Annotated in this window: 15 protein-coding genes; 12 read left to right on the top strand and 3 right to left on the bottom strand. The window is 60.1% G+C overall.

Features of this window, described 5'->3' with window-relative positions:
- The first annotated feature begins 54 nt into the window (after positions 1 to 54).
- The 9 genes from ABRP66_RS09845 to tgt all read left to right on the top strand — a co-directional run bounded on the left by ABRP66_RS09845 (position 55) and on the right by tgt (position 11,824).
- Positions 55 to 1,935: an HtaA domain-containing protein gene (locus ABRP66_RS09845; RefSeq protein ID WP_349838631.1), complete on the top strand. Its 1,881-nt coding sequence runs from the start codon at positions 55 to 57 to the stop codon at positions 1,933 to 1,935.
- A 10-nt stretch (positions 1,936 to 1,945) separates the two neighbouring features.
- The gene (locus tag ABRP66_RS09840) at positions 1,946 to 2,992 is read left to right on the top strand and encodes a heme/hemin ABC transporter substrate-binding protein (protein WP_284771142.1); all 1,047 of its coding nucleotides are present in this window, start codon (positions 1,946 to 1,948) and stop codon (positions 2,990 to 2,992) included.
- A complete protein-coding gene (locus tag ABRP66_RS09835; RefSeq protein ID WP_410758063.1) occupies positions 2,973 to 4,022 on the top strand; it encodes a FecCD family ABC transporter permease in 1,050 nt (349 codons plus the stop codon). The genes ABRP66_RS09840 and ABRP66_RS09835 overlap by 20 nt, the downstream gene beginning before the upstream one ends.
- A complete protein-coding gene (locus ABRP66_RS09830; protein ID WP_284771140.1) occupies positions 4,022 to 4,816 on the top strand; it encodes a heme ABC transporter ATP-binding protein in 795 nt (264 codons plus the stop codon). Before ABRP66_RS09835 ends, ABRP66_RS09830 begins: the two co-directional genes overlap by 1 nt.
- Positions 4,809 to 5,867 (top strand): HtaA domain-containing protein, encoded by a 1,059-nt coding sequence (locus ABRP66_RS09825; RefSeq protein ID WP_284771139.1) that lies wholly within the window; start codon positions 4,809 to 4,811, stop codon positions 5,865 to 5,867. The genes ABRP66_RS09830 and ABRP66_RS09825 overlap by 8 nt, the downstream gene beginning before the upstream one ends.
- A gap of 199 nt (positions 5,868 to 6,066) precedes the next feature.
- A complete protein-coding gene (locus tag ABRP66_RS09820; protein ID WP_284771138.1) occupies positions 6,067 to 6,708 on the top strand; it encodes a biliverdin-producing heme oxygenase in 642 nt (213 codons plus the stop codon).
- A gap of 86 nt (positions 6,709 to 6,794) precedes the next feature.
- Positions 6,795 to 7,655: an HtaA domain-containing protein gene (locus ABRP66_RS09815; protein WP_284771137.1), complete on the top strand. Its 861-nt coding sequence runs from the start codon at positions 6,795 to 6,797 to the stop codon at positions 7,653 to 7,655.
- Positions 7,656 to 7,883: 228 nt separating this feature from the next.
- Entirely contained in the window at positions 7,884 to 10,571 is a 2,688-nt protein-coding gene (locus ABRP66_RS09810; RefSeq protein WP_349838630.1) for an MMPL family transporter, read from the top strand.
- Positions 10,568 to 11,824 (top strand): tRNA guanosine(34) transglycosylase Tgt, encoded by a 1,257-nt coding sequence (gene tgt, locus ABRP66_RS09805; protein WP_284796866.1) that lies wholly within the window; start codon positions 10,568 to 10,570, stop codon positions 11,822 to 11,824. The genes ABRP66_RS09810 and tgt overlap by 4 nt, the downstream gene beginning before the upstream one ends.
- Here the strand turns inward: tgt and ABRP66_RS09800 are convergent.
- Entirely contained in the window at positions 11,800 to 12,492 is a 693-nt protein-coding gene (locus ABRP66_RS09800; protein ID WP_023024985.1) for a queuosine precursor transporter, read from the bottom strand. The two genes, tgt and ABRP66_RS09800, sit on opposite strands and share 25 nt — an antisense overlap.
- Before the next feature lie 24 nt (positions 12,493 to 12,516).
- Here ABRP66_RS09800 and gluQRS point away from each other — a divergent pair, with 24 nt between their 5' ends.
- The 3 genes from gluQRS to ABRP66_RS09785 are packed head-to-tail and all read left to right on the top strand — an operon-like array spanning position 12,517 to position 15,355.
- The gene (gene gluQRS / locus ABRP66_RS09795) at positions 12,517 to 13,410 is read left to right on the top strand and encodes a tRNA glutamyl-Q(34) synthetase GluQRS (RefSeq protein WP_284783682.1); all 894 of its coding nucleotides are present in this window, start codon (positions 12,517 to 12,519) and stop codon (positions 13,408 to 13,410) included.
- Positions 13,411 to 13,423: 13 nt separating this feature from the next.
- Positions 13,424 to 15,016 carry a cation:proton antiporter gene (locus ABRP66_RS09790; RefSeq protein WP_284771133.1) on the top strand — a complete coding sequence of 531 codons (1,593 nt, stop codon included), beginning with the start codon at positions 13,424 to 13,426 and terminating at the stop codon, positions 15,014 to 15,016.
- A gap of 3 nt (positions 15,017 to 15,019) precedes the next feature.
- On the top strand, positions 15,020 to 15,355 hold the full coding sequence (locus ABRP66_RS09785; protein WP_023029973.1) for a hypothetical protein: 336 nt from the start codon (positions 15,020 to 15,022) through the stop codon (positions 15,353 to 15,355).
- On the opposite strand, the gene ABRP66_RS09780 is transcribed toward ABRP66_RS09785, so the two are convergent.
- Both ABRP66_RS09780 and ABRP66_RS09775 read right to left on the bottom strand, forming a co-directional pair.
- The gene (locus ABRP66_RS09780; RefSeq protein ID WP_284785516.1) at positions 15,352 to 15,600 is read right to left on the bottom strand and encodes a hypothetical protein; all 249 of its coding nucleotides are present in this window, start codon (positions 15,598 to 15,600) and stop codon (positions 15,352 to 15,354) included. The two genes, ABRP66_RS09785 and ABRP66_RS09780, sit on opposite strands and share 4 nt — an antisense overlap.
- Positions 15,601 to 15,625: 25 nt before the next feature.
- On the bottom strand, positions 15,626 to 17,167 hold the full coding sequence (locus tag ABRP66_RS09775; RefSeq protein ID WP_349838629.1) for a molybdopterin-dependent oxidoreductase: 1,542 nt from the start codon (positions 17,165 to 17,167) through the stop codon (positions 15,626 to 15,628).
- Positions 17,168 to 17,940: the final 773 nt, after the last annotated feature.

The raw sequence follows: 17,940 nt of genomic DNA, 5'->3' as shown, positions 1-17,940 counted from the left end.
AATTAGGCAAGCTTAGCCTATATCATTTTTAGGCACGAAAACAAGGTTCTCAACATGATTGGAAAACTGTGGAAGTCGGCGTTCGGCATCATCGTCGCTGCTTTCCTCGTCGCGGCATTCGCCCCACTTTTGTCTTCTGCCCCGGTTGCCCACGCAGATGAATCCTGCACATGGAAATGGGGCATCAAGCAGTCATTCCGCAGCTACGTCAAAGGCAATATCGCCCACGGTGGATGGGGTGCCAACGGCATTGGCTTCACGGGCGACGAACGGGGCGATGGTGCGTTCGTCTTTACTGCAGGAAAGCCCGATGCGTCTGGTGGGAACGTCACGATTCCGTTCAATGGAACGCTGAGCTTTACCGGCCACGATGGAGTCTTGGACATGACAATGTCGGACTTCAAGGTCAAGGCCTCTGGTAAGCAGGCGCAGATTTCCGTGGACTACGTCTCCTATGAAATGAACCGCCAAGAACTCAGCCGCGGTAAAAAGATCCAAGGCAATGATGAGGTAATCGCCACCATTAATCTGGCCAACCCCGTCAAAGATGGTGCCGGAAAGGTTGATTTGTCTGGATCTATCACTCTGACCTCTGGCGGGGCCAAGTTTTTCACCGGTTTCTACCAGCCAGGTGAAGCCTTAGATCCGTCCTCTGGCGGCATTGCGCTTGATGGCTCGTGTTCCGAATCTGGTTCCGGATCTGGCTCCGGTTCCGGTGAGAAGCGTCCCTTGACGTCCATTACGGGTTCCTTCACGGGCTTTAACAAGGAAGCCATGGACATCCTGTCTGAAACCAATGACACGATGAACGGGATTACTACGTTCATGGGCAATACCCAGGCGTTCCTGGATGAGTTGGAGTCTTTCAACGATCGGGGCGGATCGAACTCGAATTCGGATGGTTCTGCTTCGGGTACGTCGAACTCCACTGGAGGAAACTCGGCTTCTACTAACTCTGCAGCGGGAAATTCATCACCGAGTAACTCTGGTTCGGGCGGAGGCGGCGGTGCCTCAGGAACTGGCAAAGCAGCGGGATCTGGTCCTTCGCACTCTGGAACTGCGAATTCCGGTGCCCCGGGCTCAGGTAATTCAGGTGCGGAAGCATCTGGCGGGGGCGATGCTGTCTGTGAGGCCACTGGGGTTACGCAAGCCACTGCTCAGTGGGGGTTAAAGAAATCCTTCCAGTCCTATATCACCGGATCCATTGCCCAAGGCCGATGGGATCTCTCTGGTGTTGGCTATGACAATGGACGTTTCCAATTCACGGGTAACTCCGGTGCCGTAAAAGATGGCGCGGGCTCCGTGCAATATGGCGGAAGCATGCAGTTCACCGGGCACCACGGCAAGCTGGACCTCAACATCGCCAATCTGGAAATCACCTTCAACGGCAATTCTGGCGAGCTTATCGCTGACGTGCGCTCTTCCAATATGGAAGGCAAGAAGAAAGACTTTGGGCGCACTGTTATTGGCACCTTGAGTTTTAATTCCCTCGACGTCGGCACGGACGAAGTGTCCGGTGAAGCTGCGGTATCGCTTTCTGAGGCCGGTTCCCAGGCACTCGCTGAGTTCTATGAACCAGGCACCCAGTTGGATCCGCTGAGCTTCCACGCCGCCTTGGGCGGAAGCGCTGATTGCGGCGCCGTATCCGGTGGCGGCAGTTCTAGCTCAGGTTCCGGATCCGACGGATCAGGCGCGGGCGGAAACGGAAAGGGCAGCTCTGGTTCCAAAGGCGGCGCGCATGCCGCAGCCGGGGACTCAGCGCTAGCCGGTGACTCGGGGCAGGGATACGAGGACGGATCGAACAAATTCAAGGTCAAGTCCGCGACGTCTCCCGGCGGGGGCCTAGATAACCCGACCACCTATCTACTGCTCTTCATCGTCGGATTGATCATCGCCGGTGGCTCCACCAGTCGGCTTGTCATGAACAACTCTTAGAAAGATTGCCGTGAAACTCGTTCTTCGTTTCCTCGTGCCATTCCTGTGCATCTTCAGCCTTACCGCGTGCGGTGTGCAGGGAAGCTATACCGATCAGCTACCGGATCCCGCCGATCTCTCGGACCCCAGATCCTTTGAAGGTGTCAGCGATGTCAAGGATTTTGACGATATCGAGCCGGTTACTGATAAGGCAGAGCCGGCGCTTCCGGTGGAGCTTACCGATGCCGATGGTAATGACGTCACTGTCACCGATGCCTCCCGCATCCTCGCGTTGGATATCTATGGCACCTATACCAAGACTCTTAGCGGCTTGGGGCTTGCGGATAATATCGTCGGCCGCACAGTTTCTTCTACCGAGCCCAACCTGGCGGATCTCCCGGTGGTGACCGAAGGCGGCCACAATATCAACGTGGAGGCGGTGCTGGAGCTGCAGCCGACGCTCGTCATTGTGGATCACTCCATTGGCCCGCGCGATGCCATCGATCAAATCCGGGCGGCGGGTGTCACCACCGTGGTGATGGAACCTGAGCGCACCATCGATTCGGTGGGCGAGGACATCACCACGCTTGGCGATGCCCTCGGCTTGCCCGACGAAGCACGCGAGCTAGCCGAACGATCTACCAAGGAAATCGACGAGGCAAAGGGAGCCATCAAAGAGTTGGTTCCCGATGATCCGATGCGCGTGGCGTTTCTCTATGCGCGCGGAAACGGCGGCGTTTTCTTCATCATGGGTGACGGTACCGGTGCGCAAGACCTGATTGAAGGCATCGGCGGCGTGGATCTGGCTGCAGAAAACAACCTTTCCCATGCAGAACCTGCTAATGCTGAGGCGCTGGCGCGCATCAATCCAGAGGTGATCATCATGATGACTAATGGCCTGGAATCCACCGGCGGCATTGACGGCTTGCTGGAGCGGCCCGGCGTTGCTCAGACCACCGCCGGCCAGAAGAAGCGCATCGTGACTATCCCGGACGGCCAATCGTTGGCATTTGGTCCCATGACAGGGCAAACGCTGGTGAAGCTAGCAAAGGCTGTGTATGACCCGGACAATGAGTAAGGGCACGGACACCTTCGCGCGCCGCCGCACGCAGCGCACTTGGGTATTCGTACTCCTGGGGATTCTCACCGTGCTCGCGGCGCTCATCTCCGTCGTGCTGGGGCAATACTATGTACCGCTGTCTGATCTCTTCCCCATTTTGGCAGCTGGCCACGGGGAGGATTCCTTGACCGCAAGCGTGGTGTGGGACATTCGCCTACCGCGTTTGGTCTTGGGGCTCGTGGTGGGTGCGGCCTTGGGCGTGGCCGGCACGCTGATGCAGGCGGTGTTCGCCAACCCCCTGGCAGAACCCTCCATTATCGGCGTTACCTCCGGTGCGGGCGTTGGTGCGGCCGTAGTCATCGTCTTTAATATCGAATTCTTCGGTACCTTTACCGTTCCCGCCGCAGCCTTCCTTACCGCGCTGCTGGTTACCTTCATTATCTATCAGCTTGCGCGCCACAACGGAAGGGTTGCCGTGGTGCACCTGATTCTCACCGGCATCGCCATCAATGCGGTATGCAACGCCATCATCTCTTTCATGGTGTACTTGGCGCCGACCGCCAACCGCGAAGCGATCATTTTCTGGCAGATGGGCTCCCTCAACGGCTCGCAGTGGAAACACGTCTGGGCGGTACTGCCCATCGTGGTGGTTGGCCTCGCAGTGGCCTTGCGCCTGGGCAAGCAGTTGGACGTCCTCGCGCTCGGCGAGCGCGCCGCCGCACATACCGGCGTGAACGTGCCGTGGCTGCGCATCGTGGCGATCGTGGCATCGGCAGTGTTGACCGCCGCGGCCGTTTCCTTCGCCGGCCTCATTGGCTTTGTAGGACTTATCGTTCCCCACCTGCTGCGCAGCGTCGTCGGACCAGAAAACCGCATCCTGCTGCCGGCTTCCGCCCTTGGCGGCGCTGTACTCATTGGTTTCGCCGACGTGGCAGCGCGCACGATGATTTCTTTTGCGGATCTTCCCATCGGCATTTTCACCGCCCTGGTGGGTGGGCCAACGTTCTTCATCTTGCTGCGCCGCATGATGCGCAAAGGAGTGCACTGATGATAAACGCTAAAGACTTAACCGTTCGCGTGGGGGAGCACACCCTCGTGGACCAGGTGTCCTTCACTGCTCAAGCGGGCGAAGTTACAGGACTTATCGGTCCGAACGGCGCCGGAAAATCCACCGTCCTAGCTGCCGTGGCTGGAGATATCGACTATTCCGGTGAGATCACCGTGGGTGGGTTATCGCCCAAGGCGCCAGCGCGAGAGCTCGCGCGCACGCGTGCGGTGATGCTCCAAGACGTCTCGGTGTCCTTCGAATTCCTTGTCCGCGATGTCGTTGCGATGGGGCGCCGCCCGTGGGAAGGAACTGCCTACGCAGATCTCGACGATGACTTTATTGACGCCGCCCTCGATGCCGCCGGCGTCGCGCACCTAGCGGGCCGAGACATCAGCACGTTGTCTGGTGGTGAGCGCGCCCGCGCGGCCTTCGCACGGGTGCTTGCCCAAAATACCCCGGTGATCTTGCTGGATGAGCCAACGGCCGCGCTGGATATCCGGCACCAAGAACAACTGTTGGGCTCAGTAAAAGCCCTTGCCCGCGAGGCAGGCGTCGCCGTCCTCGTGGTGCTGCATGACCTCAACGCGGCAGCAGCATATTGCGATCATCTCGTATGCCTGTCGTGCGGGGGAGTAGCAGCCCAAGGGCGCGTAGATGAGGTCTTTACCAGTCCAACATTGTCTCAAGTGTATGGCTGGCCGATATCCGTCGATGGGCTGCAGGTACATCCACAGCGTGCCACGCCCACCATCAACCCACTCTTCTCACATAAATTGGAGGATTTCCATGTTTAAGAAAGTAGTGGTCACCGCTCTCGCGGCGACCGCGCTCACCGTGCCACACGCTTCTGCGGAAGAAACTTGCACCATCGAATCCGGTTCCTTGAACTGGGGAATTAAGCACTCGTGGCGTTCCTACCTCAAAAGCGGTTTTGCTGCTGGTGATTGGTCCACTAGTGGCCCAGTGACGCAAACCGGTGATCCTAAGGGGAAGGATTTCTCTTTCGGCTTCGAGGTCGATCCTGCAACCTCTACGGTAACGGTAGATGAGGAGGGCAATGTGGTGTCGTCCAATATCGAGAGCAAAGACTCCTCGATAACGTTCACCGGTCACCACGGAGCTCTGCATTCCACGGTAGTGGCACCTTTCATCAAGACCTCCGGTAATGAAGCCCAGCTCGGTTCCGGCTACGAGGTCTATCACGTAGAGGGTAAGAATATGCTTCAATACACCGTGGACGACCACATCGACGCTAATAAGCGCACTGGGGATGGGATCTTTGGCCACGGCACGGCGCGATGGACCAAGGAGGGAGACACGCTGACCCTTTCTGCCAGCGATGTGCGGTACAAGGAGCAGCAGGGGACAAAAGATGGAAAAATCGAGGGCGTAGACCAACTTTTCATGGGCATGTATAGCTCAGAGAACAAGCCTGAGCTTGATGATGCCCACCTAACCCTCAAGGTTTCTCCTGGTTGCGGCCAAAAGAAGGATGAAATGCCGCAGAACGAACCTGCTCCGCAGCCGCCGGTAGCTGCGCCGGAAAAGGAAGAGCAGCCACAAAGTCAGCCACCGAAGGACAATCCAGCTCCGCAGCCACCAGCGACCTCACAGACCCCGGCACCGCCGAAGAAGCCGGAGACTCCAAAGAGCCCTGAGACTTCGGAGTCTAAGAAGCCGGGAACTGATAAGCCAGAGAAGGACACTCCCTCCGGTTCTAGTTTCGCCAAGGTGTGGAACTACATCTTGGGCGTGGCAACCATTGGCAGCATGTTTGCCATTCTTGGGCAGGCGTTTATGAAGTCGGGCGCCCTTGAGAGCGTGCGTGCTCTACTCCACCGATAACAAGCTGCTGATCCGATAATAGGGGGTCAGCGGCGCGGGCGGTGTCGGCAGCCGCATCCCGAAGCCGCGCGCACCGCAGGCGGTGGGGTAGGGAGTTAGTTCTTTTGGTTGATTTCTTCCCACAAGCCTTGTAAATAAGGATTGCCTAACCTTAAATTTATATTTGGACATTAGGTAAGCATTACTTTGGAGGAAGTCAGTGACTGTGACGCTCAAGAAACCATTATCCGTCGCATTGCGTGAGGAGACCGCCCACGCCCATGAGAATGCGGAGGGTTCGGCGTTTATGCAGCGGCTCATGTCGGGCCAGCTGAGCGCTGAGGCCGCCGCCGATTTAAGCGGTCAGCTGTGGTTTGTCTATGAGTCTCTGGAGCGTGCAGTCCGCAGTGTGGCGCATACTCCAATCGCCGGTGCGGTGGCCGATCCACGCCTTGAGCGGCGCTTTGCTCTGGAGGCGGATCTGGCGGAGCTCGTCGGCGGCGACTGGCGTGAAAAGATCCGGATCCTGCCGGCGACAGCATCCTACGTTGCCCGCCTAGAAGGGGTATCCGGCAGCGCGGTAGAAGTGGTGGCCCATCACTATGTCCGGTATCTCGGTGACGTCTCCGGCGGTCAGGTGATTGCCGCGCGCCTCGGCACCCTCTATGACATCGAACCGGATGCGCTGAACTTTTATGACTTCAGTGCCATCGGCAAGATTCCGCCGTACCGCAAGGGCTACCGCGAACGCCTAGACGGCCTCATGCTGACTGCGGAGCAGCGCGAGGCTTTGCTCTCAGAGGCGCAGCGCGCATTTGCTTTCAACTCGGGGATCTTCACCGAGCTTGATAAGCGCCACTGATTTACTTTTTCTAATTTTCCAAATAAGGTAAGGCTCGCCTAATATTTTAGGCAAAGCTTCACCACTGCTTTCAAGAGGAGAAATTCATGAAAACAACATCCGTCATCGCCGTTGGAGCGGTTGCACTTGGCGCCGTCAGCGCCCCAGTAGCCTCTGCCGATGAGGCTCCAGCCGATGTCCCCGCCGTGGAATCCGGCCAATTGAACTGGCCCATCAAGGAATCCTTCATTCACCACGTGGAGACCAACCCGCTTGCCAAAGGTATCATCAATACCACCGAAGGCGCGGAGAAGGTAGGAAAGGACTTCACCTTCCCGGTCGATGCGGCCCACACCACGCTGGATGCTGAGGGAAACGGCACTATTGACACTCAGGGATCCGTGCAGATTCAAGGCTATCCAGGCCTCGGCCCTAATGGTTCCTACGGCGTCGATCTCACGTTCTCGGATATCAAGGTAGAAGTAGCAGGACAAAACGCCACCATCACCGCGGATTATAAACTTACGGGCGCCTCGGGCCCGCTTAAGAACAAGCCGGTTGAATTGTCTGGCGATGACGCCGCAATCTCTACCTTCACGCTTACTGAGTCCTTGGTACCGGAAACCGGCAAGACCTATGCCACAACTGATGCCCCCACCTCGCTGACCCAGACGGGCTCCGACATCTTCTTGGGCAAGTACCCAGTGGGGCAGCCGCTTGACGATGCCAACTCGGATCTCACCGTGGCATTCGACGGTGCCTCCGAAAACGCTAAACCATCTGACCAGGTAACCCCAGAAAAGAAGCCTTCGGGCGACAACGCTGCAGCCGATGGTTCTTCTTTCCACGGTTCTTCGTTCGGCACACTAGGCGAGACCATCGCTGCTGTTATCGAGCGGGTAAAGAAAATTAGCGCCTTCTTCTCTGACCTCGTTCTTCCTGGTCTGAGCTTGTCGAAGTTCGTTTAAACAGCGAGCGCTCTCTCGCGGCTGCATTGTCTACGCCGCTCCGCCGTGGCCACCCGATCTAGTCCTTGACTGCATCGAATGGCCACGGTTCTTTTTGGCCCGCCGCCTTGGCATCGTCTGTGAATACGGGCTGCCCGGCGGCTAAGTAATAGGGAATAAGGGGCACGGCAACTACACTAGGGCGAAGTTAAATCCGTCCGACTACGCGAATGCGAAGGTACATTTCCCGTGGCTAAACTCCTCTACCGGCTCGGGCGCTGGTCATTCCTCAATAAATGGAAGGTCATCGTCACCTGGGTGGTCCTACTGGCCGCCGCCGGCGGCGCTACCGCCTTGTTGATGAAACCGATGACGAGCGAGTTCGCTATCAAAGGCCCCCCGTCCATCGATGCCACTTACAAGACGATGGACCTTTTCCCGGAAGGCGGAAACCCCGCCAACTCCCCATCGGTGAACTTGGTCTTCCAAGCCCCGGAGGGCCAAAAGCTCTCGGATCCCGCCAATGAAAAGGCCATCAACGCGGTCATTTCCCACCTCGAGGACAACCTGGAGATGGGCGATACCATGCGCTTTGGCAACCCGCTTGAGGTCTCGCCGCGGCTGCAGGACGAGGTCGTCCACCAGTTCACGGAGATGGGGCTGCCGGAATCATCCGCGCGTGCCGATGCCGATAACCTCGCCATGGTCAATGAGGATGAGACCATTGCCTATACCACCTTCGATTTTGATGCCGAATCGCCCTATAGCGTGGATCAGGCCGATAAGGACATCGTGACGGAAGCGATGGACATCGGCAGGCAGCAGGGGCTTACCGTCGAGGCCGGCGGCGCCGGGTTTGGCGATGAGATTCGGGTTAACTCCACTTCCGAGATCATCGGTCTTGGCGTGGCCTTCCTCGTCCTCATCTTTACCTTTGGCTCCCTGGTCGCTTCTGGAATGCCGCTGATTTCCGCCGTCATCGGGGTCGGCCTGGGTGCATGCGGCATGCTGATTACCACGCACTGGATAGAGCTCAACAACATGACGCCGGTGCTGGCCATCATGATTGGCCTGGCGGTGGGCATCGACTATGCGCTGTTTATCTTGTCCCGCTACCGCGCCGAGCGCGCCCGCATGTCCGCCCCAGAAGCAGCCGGTATGGCGGCAGGAACGGCGGGCTCTTCCGTGGTCTTCGCCGGAACCACCGTCTTTACCGCGCTTTTTGCCCTGCTCATTGCACGCATCGAATTCCTCACCGCCATGGGGCTTTCCGCCGCCGCAACCGTGGCCATCGCCGTCCTCGTCTCCCTCACGCTCATCCCCGCGATGCTCGGGCTTTTGGGGGACAAGGCGTTTAGCGGCCGCATCCCCGGCGTGGCCGGCAACCCTTCCCACAAGGGAAAGGTGCGCCGCGGCCCAACCATGGGCCATCGCTGGGTACGACTGGTACAAAAGGTGCCCGGCTTGGCGATGGCCCTCGTCGTCCTCTCCCTCGGCGCCATGACCGCCCCCGTGCTCCACATGGAGCTGGCGCTGCCTGCCGATACCACCTCGAATCCCGATACCACCCAGCGCAAGGCTGCCGACCTGATGGCCGAGGGCTTCGGCCCCGGCGTCAACGGGCCGTTCCTCGCGGTTGTCGATGCCCACACCATCAACGCCGATTCAGCCGCACTCGCCCCATTGGTGGCGGCTCAAGGTGGAGAAGCCGAACCCGAAGAAGGCGCCGGCGAGCCACCCGCCGATAATCCGGAGGATCATGCGCCTGACAACGCGCCTGAGCCCGCGCCCGACGAGGCGCCCGATCAGCCGGCGGACCTGCCAGCCGACCAGCCCGGTGATCACCCCGCAGAACACCCTGTTGACCAGCCTGGCGACCAGCCAGCGGAACACCCCGCGGATCAGCCCGGCGAACAGCCAGCGGAGCCGGAAATCGCCCCCGTCGCAGAGGTCGAGGACAAGGAAGACGCCGCCGCGCCGACCAGCGCCGAAGACAAGGCAGCGCTGGCGTCCTTCCTCTACACCGCGGATCAGCTGAAGACGCTCGGCGGGGTAAAGCACGCACAAATCGTTGCACTCAGCGAGGACCAGCGCGCGGCACAAATCATGGTGACCCCGGAAACCTCGCCAACGGAAGCCGCAACCATTAATGTCGCGCACGCGCTGCGCTCTGCCACCAAGGAGATCGAAGGCACCACCGGCACCGAGATCGGCCTGACGGGCTTGACTGCCGTGCAGTTGGACATTACCGAGCGCCTGCGCGATGCGATGGCGCCTTACTTGAGCATTGTTGTGGGGCTGGCAATCGTGCTGCTGCTCGTCGTCTTCCGCTCCATCTTGGTGCCGCTGGTAGCGGGCCTCGGCTTCCTGCTTTCGGTCGGCGGCGCCTTTGGACTCACGGTGCTGGTATGGCAAGACGGCCTGTGGGGCCTCGTCCCAGGCCCCGGCCCGCTGCTATCGTTCATGCCGATCTTCCTCATCGGCGTGACCTTCGGCCTGGCCATGGACTATCAGGTATTCCTGGTCACCCGCATGCGCGAGCACATCGCGCGGCATCCGAAGGGCACGGCGGGGCCCTATAGCGCTGTCGATGAGGCCACCATCACCGGCTTTACCCAGGGCGCGCGCGTGGTGACGGCCGCCGCCATCATCATGATTTCGGTCTTCGTGGCCTTTATCAACCAGCCGCTGCCGTTCATCCAGATCTTCGGCTTTGCCTTGGCAGCGGGCGTGCTTTTCGATGCCTTCTTTGTCCGCATGACCCTCGTCCCCGCCTCCATGTTCCTCATGGGCCGTGCTACGTGGTGGATGCCCAAGTGGCTGGATAAGATCCTGCCCACCGTAGACATCGAAGGCACCGCGCTTGAGGAAGAATGGGAAGCACAACACGCGGATGACGGCCAGAAGACCAGGGAAGAAGAGGAAAATAAGGAATGAAGGACTTAAGTTTCGACATCGATAAGCGCCTGCCCGAAGGCCCCGGCAAGCATGGCCGCAGCGGTATTATCCACACCCCGCACGGAGATATCGCCACCCCGGCGTTTATCCCAGTGGCGACCAAGGCCACGGTGAAGACGTTGACGCCGGAGCAGATTCGCGCCACCGGAACGCAGGCGATTTTGTCCAATGCCTATCACCTCTACCTGCAGCCGGGCCATGACATCGTGGATGAGGCCGGCGGCGTGGCGAAATTCGAGAACTGGCACGGGCCGACCTACACCGATTCCGGCGGATTCCAGGTGATGTCTTTGGGCGTGGGCTTTAAAAAGGTCATCGCCATGGACTTGGCGGATCTCACCGAGAAGGATATTCGCGCCGCAAAAAGGGAGCGCATGGCCAAGGTGGATGAGGAAGGCGTGGATTTCCGCTCGATTATCGATGGCTCCAAGCACCGCTTTACGCCCGAAAAATCCATGCAGATTCAGCACGGGCTGGGCGCGGACATCATGTTCGCCTTTGACGAGCTGACCACGCTCATTGATTCGCGCACCTACCAGGAAGAATCCGTGGCCCGCACGCACCGGTGGGCGCAGCGGTGCCTAGAGGAACATGACAGGCTCACCCGCGAGCGCTACCACCGCCCGAAGCAATCGCTGTGGGGCGTGGTGCAGGGCGCGCAATACGAGGACCTGCGCCGCCAGGCCACCCGCGGGCTCTTGGACCTGGACCGCGCCGCGCGGGAGAAGGGTCAGCGCGGTTTCGGCGGCTTCGGCATCGGCGGCGCGCTGGAAAAGCAGAACCTGGGCACCATCGTGGGCTGGGTGTGCGACGAACTGCCGGACGATAAACCGCGCCACCTGCTCGGCATCTCCGAGCCCGATGACATCTTCACCGCGGTCGAAGCCGGCGCCGATACCTTCGATTGCGTCGCGCCGACCCGCCTGGCTCGCCGCGGTGGCGTCTACACGCTCGATGGCCGCCTCAACCTCACCAATGCGCGGTTCAAGCGGGATTTCAAGGGCATCGACGAGGAATTTGGCGGCTACGTCACGGAGAATTACTCGCGCGCCTACCTGCACCACCTGCTCAAGGCGAAGGAATTTTTGGCCGGCACGCTGTGCACCATCCACAACGTGGAATTCATGGTGCGGCTAGTAGATAATATTCGCGCCGCCATCAACGGCGGCTACTACGAGGACTACCGCGATGAATTCTTGGGCCGCTACTACGCGGCGTCGAAGGCGCGGTAATCTTCGCGCTTTTTCACCAGCTTGATAACAGTGGAGGTTATGGGCAAGAGGACGACCTCAATCAGCGTCTTCCACACAAAGCCCACCACCACGTAGTTGATGAACCCGCTCGTGGTGTCGATGCCGATGACGGGCGCGGCGATGGCGCAAAACAGCAAGGTATCGCCAAACTCGCCCACCACGGTGGAGGCGATCAGCCGGGAGAAAAGGCCCTTTTCGCCGCTGCGCTTCTTCATTGCGGTCAGCGTCCACGCGTTGAGCAGCTGGCCCACCAGGTAGCCGGCCAGGGAGGCCAAAACGATGCGCGGCACCAGGCCCAGCGTGGCGGCGAAGGCCTCCTGGCCCTCATAGAAATCCGCCGCGGGCAGCCAGATGGCGATGTAGAAACACACTACGGCGAGCAGTGCCATTGCAAAGCCGATGTAGATGGCGCGCCGGGTGGACTTGAAGCCGTAGCACTCGGATAAAACGTCGCCGACGATATAGGCCAGCGGGAAGAGGAAGAAGGCGCCATCGGTCACGAGCGGTCCGAGCTGGACGCCCTTGGTGGCGTTGATATTAGAAATCAAAAACGTCACGACGAAAATGGTGACGAGCCAGGGGTAAAGAGTGGAATGAACGGGGATAAAGCGCACTTGAGAGGAGGGGGATTTTTCCATGCCCACCATTGTGCCAAACCGTATGCTGGGAATATGAATTCCGCGACCACCGGGGCGGGCCGCTACGCCCCGAGCCCTTCCGGCGATCTGCACTTTGGCAACCTGCGCACGGCGCTTCTGGCGTGGCTCTACGCGCGGTCGACGGGGCGCAGGTTTGTGGTGCGGGTGGAAGACATCGATAAGCAGCGCTCCTCCCGCGCGGCGGCCGAGCGCCAGCTTGCGGACCTTGCGGCCCTGGGGCTGGAGTGGGATGGCGAGGTCATCTACCAGCAGGATCGCGAGGCCGCCTATGCCGCGGCGCTCCAGAAGCTGCCGGTCTACGAGTGCTACTGCTCGCGCAAGGATATCCGCGAAGCCTCCCGCGCCCCGCACGCCATTCCGGGCCAGTACCCGGGCACCTGCCGTGGGCTTTCCGATGCCCAACGTGCCACCAAACGCGCCCAGCTCGCCGCCGAGAACCGTCAGCCGGCGCTGCGCCTGCGCGCAGACGTCTCCATCTTCACCATCCACGACGCCCTGCACGGCGAGTACACCGGTGACGTCGATGATTTTATCCTGCGCCGCGGCGGGCAGGACGGCGGCTGGGCCTATAACCTGGCGGTGGTCGTTGATGATGCCTACCAGGGTATCGACCAGGTGGTCCGCGGCGACGATCTCTTATCCTCCGCCCCACGCCAGGCCTACCTGGCCTCCTTATTGGGGATTGCACCGCCGAGCTACGTGCACGTGCCGCTGGTCCTGAATACCGCGGGCAAGCGCCTGGCCAAGCGCGATGGCGCGGTGACGATGCGGGATATGGGGGAGCCGAGGGGCATCGTCAAGCAGCTGGCGCAGTCTTTGGGCTATGAGGCGGAGACCGCCGCCGAGCTCCTCGCGCAATTCCGGCCGGAGGAATTGAGCCGCGAGCCGTATATTTGGCGCGCGTAATACTATCGAGCCCATGGAAGTTTTACTGGTTCTCATCGGGCTCATGCTGCTGACCGTCTTCGTCGTTGCGATCGGCGATAGGGTCGGGCTGCCCTGGCCCGCGCTGCTGACGATTATTACCGCCTGCGCCGTTTTCGTGCCGGGGCTGCCGCAATTCGACATCCCCACCGAGCTCATCCTTCCCATCTTCTTGCCGCCGCTGCTGTGGGCGCTGGCGCGGCGCACGTCCTGGGGTGTGATTCGCGGGCAGTGGGTGACCATCCTGAGCCTGTCCGTGCTCCTCGTTGTTGCCACCACCCTCGCCGTGGGTGCAACCGCCTACGCCTTCCTGCCGGGGATTAGCATCGCCGCCGCCATCCTCATCGGCGCGGCCATCGCCCCGCCGGACCCCGTGGCCGTGGATGCGGTGGCCGAGCCCGCCGGCATCCCGCGCCGCATCATCACCACCTTACAAACGGAGGGGCTGTTTAATGATGCCGCCTCCATCGTCGCCTTCCACCTCGCGCTCGCCGCCGTGACCCAGGGCGGCGATATCTCCTTTGGTAGCGGCGTGCTGAGCTTCCTCTATTCGTCCGTCGTCGCGCTTGCCATCGGCTGGCTCATCGGGCGGCTGACGGCGCTGTTTATTACCCGCGTCCACGATGTGGTCGCGCGCAACGCCCTGACCTGGGTGGTTCCTTTCGCCACCTTCCTCGTGGCCGAGGAATTAAAAGCCTCCGGTGTTATCGCCGTGGTCATCGCCGCCGTCGAGCTCAACTCGCGCGCTGATATCCAGGCCGAGGACCGGCTTTCCGGCCAGTCTTTCTGGGAGACCATGGAGCTGCTGTTTACCGGCGTCGCGTTCGGCCTAATCGGGCTGACGGTTAATACGGCCATCGCGGAGGTCGGCTCGGATTTGTGGCACTCGGTCATGGTTGGCGTGATCCTCTCGCTGGTGGCCTTCGTGGTGCGTTTTGTGTGGATGTTCTTCTACTACCGCCTCAACGTCTCGCGCGGGCGCCCGCACGTTGCTCCGCTGCGGATGCAGGAGGTATTGCTGATGACCTGGTCCGGCATGCGCGGCCTGGTGACCTTGGCGCTGGTTCTATCCATTCCTACCGGCGTCTTCGCCTTCCACCACGAGCTGGCCGTTATCGCCCTGACCGTCCTGTTGGTCACCATGGTGCTGCCCGGCCTGCTGCTGCCGTGGCTGATGAGGCAGCTCGATCTCACTGAGGCCTCGCAGGCCGCCAACGATAAGATGCGCGCCGCGGTGGTCTCGCGGGCGCGCGCCGCCAGCATCGATGCGCTATCGCAATTCCGGCCCGAGGACGATGCCACCGGCGAGGCCGAAACTGTCGATCCGGAAATTTCCGCCAACGTCATCCAGTGGTTTGAGGACCGCCTGGGTGATGGCGAAAACCCCGCCGAGAATAACGACGAGCGCAAGCAGCGCGCCGAGGAGGCCCGCCGCGTCGCGCTGGAGGCCCGGCGCACCGCGCTTAACGCCGCGCAGAGCGAGCTCCTAGTCCTGCGCAAGGATCGGGCCTTCAATCCGGCCATCGTGGATGAGATACTGGAAGAGATCGACCGCATGGTCATCGGCACTAAGCACCGGGAGATTTAGCCCATGGATCCACGACACTATGCCGAGCTCGAAGACGCGATGGACTACCTCTACGATTTCCTCGACGAGGACTTGGCGGACCGCGTGCGCGCCGAGCGCGAGTTCGTTCCGGCGGGCTTAGAAAGCTTGCTTGCCGATGACTCCCTCGACGACTACGTCTGGCTCTGGATCAAGGATTCCGGGCCGAATGGCTTCCGGCAGTACCTGCGCGATGGCGGTTATTCCGAGGCCGAGGTACGCCAGACCTTCGCGTGGGCGCGCAGCGAGTGGGGGATGAATACCCCACCGCATATCGCGTGGCTTAAAGAGGACGGCTACGAGCCGCCGCGCATCGATTAGGCCAGGCGGTACGGCCCCGCTTTGCGCACCGCTGCATCAATGACCTCCGGGTCCACCGAGACGGACTCAGCGTGCTTGATGACGACATCCGCGGTGGCATCCCCGGTCATCTCGAAGGTGGCTTGGCCCATTCCCGTATCGGCAAAGATGCCGTAGAGCTTTTGCAGGCACTTGCGCACGTCATTGTCATTGCGGATGCCATCGATGGCGATGCGGGTTTCGGTGACGGAAGATTTATCAGTCATAGAAACAAATTCTAATCCTTCGGTGTTAGATGCGGCCGTTGAAGGCTTGGAGCGCGGAATCCTCGCGGGTGCCGCCGCGGCCATCGCCGTAGTCGGCGTAATCACCAATCCAGGCAATCCGCGATACCCACTTCACTGCCTTATACCCGTGGTTCGATTCCACGCGGGCGCGCACTGGGGCGCCCAAGTGTAGATCGATGTCCTGGTCATTGCGCGAAATCGCCAAAATTGACTGATCCTCCATGGCGGTCTCGATATCGAAGGCCGCGTAGAAAGGCTCGCGCGGGCGGTTATCGTACATCTTTTGCGCCAAGCCATAGGACTCGATGAGCACGTAGTTGGCGCCTTCGGGGCGGGGGCAGAGTAGCTCGAGGACATCGGCAAGCTTGGGCCCTCCCCACTTGGAGGTCGCAGACCATCCCTGCATGCAGGTATGCGTGGCGATGTAGGATGTCTGCGGCAGCTCCCGCAACTGCTCAAGGGTGACGGTCTTTTCGGTGCCGTTGACATCATCAGCCACGGTAATGGCGTAGTCCTCCCAGCCATTGCGCTTGTACTCGGTCCACTCCGGGGACTCCTTCTCCGTCGGCGGCAGGCCGTTGGTCCAGTGGAAGGAGGAAATGGGCATCGGCGAGTCCTTGGTTTCCTTGGGCTTGCGCGGGTGGAAGTGGTTCAGCGAAAGCTTGCGGCCGATTTCGGTGAACGAGACCAAGAAATTATGTGCCCGGACGCGGTCCGCCAAGGTCCAATAGGACAGGGCAATCCAGAAGATGATGACCGCCACGATGGTGATGACGACGGTGGTAAAGGCCTGCACATAGCGCTCGGTGGAGACGTCACCGAAGACGATGTGGACCATGTTGTACTCGCGGTGCACGAAGAAGACCAGCACCACGTGGACCAGGATGAACGCGGACATCAAGACCATGCCGATAAAGTGCAGCGACCGCGCACCTTGGTGGCCGCCCAGCATCTTTACAAACCACGGGAAGCGCACGCGGATGGCCGGCGACATCCCCAGGCCGGTCACCATCATGAAGGGCGCAACGATGAAGATGACGAAGGCGTAGGCGAGTTGCTGGAGGGCATCGTATGGCGTGAAGTGCTCGATGCCGGGCGCGCTGAGGCTGATATAGACCTTGAAGGTATCCCACGCCTCCGGGATGATGTCCCAGGAGGTGGGGATGAGGCGCTGCCACAGGCCGGTGGCAAAGAGCAGCACGACGTACACCAGGCCATTGAGGACCCACAGCATGACCGAAAGGCCGTGCCAGTGGCGGCCCAGGCCAATGTTTTCGCGGCCCGGCAGCGCCACGACCGGTGACCACGAAAGCTCGTCCATCAAAGAGGTATATACGCCCTCTTCCTTGGGCAGCTTGCGCTTGGTAAAACGCAGCCATTCGGTGCCAGGCGCGCAGTCATTGCGCCACCACAGGCGCGGCATGGAAGAAAGCATTTCCAGCCCGGAGCGCAAGAGCGTGCCGATGAGTACAAAGTTGATGAGGTGCGTCGCGCGAAGCCACAAAGGAAAATCGGGGTTTTCGCCGAGAGCCAAGACATAGTCCATGGGGAGCGTCCTAGGGAGATAGTTTATGGGAAAAGGGCTATCTCTATTTTGACGGCTTTTCATGGATTAAACAAGCAGGGCGGATTCTAGGGGTCGTTGCAACGATGATGGTTATTTTGGTGTGATACTACCGGTTTGTGTCAGGGCGTTGCCGAGACAAATTCCTCTGTGCTGCACGCACGAACTTAGCGAGTATGCCGGCATCGCGGGCCAGTGGGGAAGTAGCGGGCAGTTCTGCCAGTATTGCTTGCAGGTGTTTGACTGCGCTGTTGGAGCCGTCTCGCGCGTACTCGTAGTCTCCACCGTGTCCGTGGGCTTTGATGAATAGGGCGCACAGGTGTGCGTCCTGAGCTTCATGAATAATGTCAACCATTCCCCCAGATCTCCTAGTCACCCCTTTTCCAAGTGCTTTTTATTTTTCCCGAAGCCCGCCACGCTATGACCAAGTTAACGACCTGAACGGAGGTTAGCCTCATAATCCAACCGACCCCTTTTTGTTCGGACTCCGCCTGTTTCGTGATGTTTACGTCACTACATTCAGCAGGATCGGGCTTACTACATTCAGCAGGATCGGGCTTCCCAGAGGTGAGAATTGCGATTGTGCATACAAGTCCCATAAAAAGAGGGACAAATATGGGAAACTTTGTTGTACTAGTCACCATAAACAAGCCTATGCCGACTAGCAGTAGGACCACGAAGGGGTCAAGTCCGTTTGAGTGGTGTTTCTACCTTTCGATAGAGCATGCAGTGTGATGGTGTCAGGGGCCAGCACG

It is taken from the genome of Corynebacterium sp. KPL2680, assembly GCF_040225675.1.
Classification (GTDB): Bacteria; Actinomycetota; Actinomycetes; order Mycobacteriales; family Mycobacteriaceae; genus Corynebacterium; species Corynebacterium rhinophilum.
Note: the sequence above shows the minus strand (reverse complement) of the source record. Positions and strands in the feature narration are given on the sequence as shown.